Raw genomic sequence first — 2,695 nt, forward strand, 5'->3', positions numbered from 1 at the left:
CCGCAGGATCGGATCAGCCGGCTCCTTCGCAGACAGAGGGTCCTCAACCGCAACAACAGCCGGGTGGATCACCAAACCCGCAGCAGTAGATTAGTCTCACCGGGCTCGGGATCGGATAACGACAAGCAGGTTATCTGATCCTGAGCCTTTGTACTGACGGCAATTCCGAAGTAGCGTTCACTTCGCTGTTAACCTCAGTTCGCTGCTCGGAATGGCTGCATCGGCTTGAACAAATCGAGTTGCCAGGTAGTTCGACATCGGAAATTGCAGCGAGTTCTTATTCCTGAGTTGCAAAGTCCGACGATTCTCCGCCAGGAGTGAACGCCCTTTTTCATGAGACGAATTGGAATTCTCTTTTTTAGCTGTTTGATTTGCGCGGCTTCTTGTTTGCATGCGCAAGTGGCCCCTTCGGCATATCGCGGTCAGCTATCGCTGACTGCGGGCGGAATGGGCTCGGTGTTTCAACCGGACTACGCCGGCGGCGGTATTCCGCAGGCAAGTCCGCAGCGCCTTTTTGGCGCCGGTGTCTACGTAGACCTGAAGATGACCCGCTGGATTCAGGTAGAGGGTGAAGCACGCTGGCTCCGCGAGAATGCCTACGTAGACATCACCCAGGACAACTATCTGATCGGGCCGCGCGTGCCCATTCATGAGTTCAAGCGGTACGGTCTGACACCCTATGGCAAAGCGCTTTTCGGGCTGGGCAGAATGAATTTCGAATACAACCAGGCCTACGGCCGATTCACTGATATCGCGCTGGGCGGCGGCGTGGACTGGAAGGTAAGCAAGCACTTTGTGGTTCGCCCCTTCGACTTCGAATACCAGCTCTGGCCAAACTGGATCAACGGCACCCTCAAGCCCTACGGCGGGAGCGCCGGCATCGCCTACAAAATCTTCTGAGCGAACTCAGTCCAAACACGACGCAACCCCCAACCTATGGTCATTTCGACCGCAGCGCAGCGGAGTGGAGAAATCTGTAGTTGTCCTTCTTCCGCATCACATAATTTCGACTTGATCGGATCCAACGCTGGCATCGCTTGGACGCTGCATATCACCCATAAAACAAGGGCCGCTCTGGTAGAAGCGGCCCCTGGGTGCTTTTCGTTTTGAGGCAGAATTATCCCCGCAATCATTTACACCGCGGCGATTGCCGGATCGGTGCGGCTCTCTTCTCCGCTTTCGATGTGGCCGGCCAACTGGTAAACGAAGGTCGGGTCGGATGCGACTTTGACCACAAAGTCGTACCATCCAAACGTCTGATGCCGTTCCGAATGCCTGCTTGCCATTTCGCCCGCCTTCAGATGAACCGTATGATCCGAACCGGTATAGACGTCCCTGATCCGAACATCTACAGCCGAGGCACCGCGATTTGCCAGATGCAGAGTGATTGCATTCCCCTGCGGCTCATAGCTCGTGCGAACGTGAACGTTGGCTTTGCCTTCCCCGGAAACGCTTCCCTGGAATGTGCGTAAAAAACCATTGGGACCATTCACCGACAGGTCGTAGGTTGGCAGGCTGTTTGCGGTGATCTGCCAGGTATCCGAGAGCGACGCACCCTGACCAACCGTGTAACTCCACGGACCGAGCGAGCTATTGCCGGAACGAACCTGGTAAACCGCCGTCTTTCCCGTGTTGGTGAAGTGAATCTCGAAGGTGCCGTTAGCGAAGTTGGCGTTTCCATGCACGTGCAGTTCATAAGGGACCGGCCGCGCCGGACGGGTACCGGCTTCCTGCACCGGAAGAGCCTGATCGGTCGGCGGTGTCGGGATGTAATCCGGATGCCGATTTGCATCCGGCGGAATGTACGCTACGGTGCTGGGCAGCGCTACCTTCGCATCGTTAGGCGACTTGAAATTGAACGCCGAAGTCAGATCACCTGAGACGGCACGCCTCCACGGTGTAATGTTTGGCTCAACCAGTTTGGGATTGTGCGGACCAAAACGCTGCTCGACAAATCGAATCAACGAGGTGTGATCGAACAACTCCGAGCTGACGTACCCGCCCTTGCTCCATGGAGAGATCACGATCATCGGTACCCGGACCCCGAAGCCGATTGAACCAGCTGGATACTCGGAGTTTCCTTCAAAGTATTCATTGACCGTATCGACGGTCGATAGCCCCTGCGCCGGTGAAGCGGGAACCGTCGGCGGCACCACGTGATCAAAGAAACCGTCGTTCTCGTCATAGCAGAGAAAGAATGCTGTCTTGCTCCACACTTCAGGATTTGAGGTCAACGCGTCGAGGAACTGCGAGATATACCATGCGCCGTAATTTGCGGGCCAGTTGGGATGCTCCGTGTAGGCCTCGGGCGCGACGATCCACGATACCTGGGGCAGTTTTCCCGCCGCAATGTCGGCACGAAATTCATCGAAGAGTGTGCCGCCTGCGGAGATGTCGGTCCCGGTAAGCGCAGCTTCAAACAGCGGACTGCCCGGCAGCGAGTTCTGATACTGGTGAAAATAGAGCAGTGAATTGTCGCCATAGTTTCCGATGTACGCGTCAGGGCCCCAACCCCAATATTCGGCCGCAGTCAGGCCCGCGCCCTTGTCCTGGTAAATCTTCCAAGTGATGCCCGCGTTGACCAGCCGCTCGGGATAGGTACTCCAGCCGTACCCGGCCTCTGCGTTATCGAGCACTGGCCCGCCGCCGCTGCCGTCGTTGCCTACCCAGCCTGTCCACATGTGGTAGCGGTTGG

General features: G+C 56.8%; 2 protein-coding genes. One reads left to right on the top strand and one right to left on the bottom strand.

Annotation, left to right across the window (positions count from 1 at the left end; all coding sequences use genetic code 11):
• Positions 1 to 333 precede the first annotated feature (333 nt).
• Positions 334 to 900 carry an outer membrane beta-barrel protein gene (locus WA354_RS23090; protein ID WP_472815380.1) on the top strand — a complete coding sequence of 189 codons (567 nt, stop codon included), beginning with the start codon at positions 334 to 336 and terminating at the stop codon, positions 898 to 900.
• Between the two features lie 233 nt (positions 901 to 1,133).
• Here WA354_RS23090 and WA354_RS23095 read toward each other — a convergent pair.
• Positions 1,134 to 2,695: alkaline phosphatase family protein (locus WA354_RS23095; protein WP_472815381.1), on the bottom strand; the 1,562-nt coding region annotated here is incomplete at its 5' end.

This window comes from Occallatibacter sp. (assembly GCF_049802275.1).
In the GTDB taxonomy this organism is placed as follows: Bacteria; Acidobacteriota; Terriglobia; order Terriglobales; family Acidobacteriaceae; genus Telmatobacter.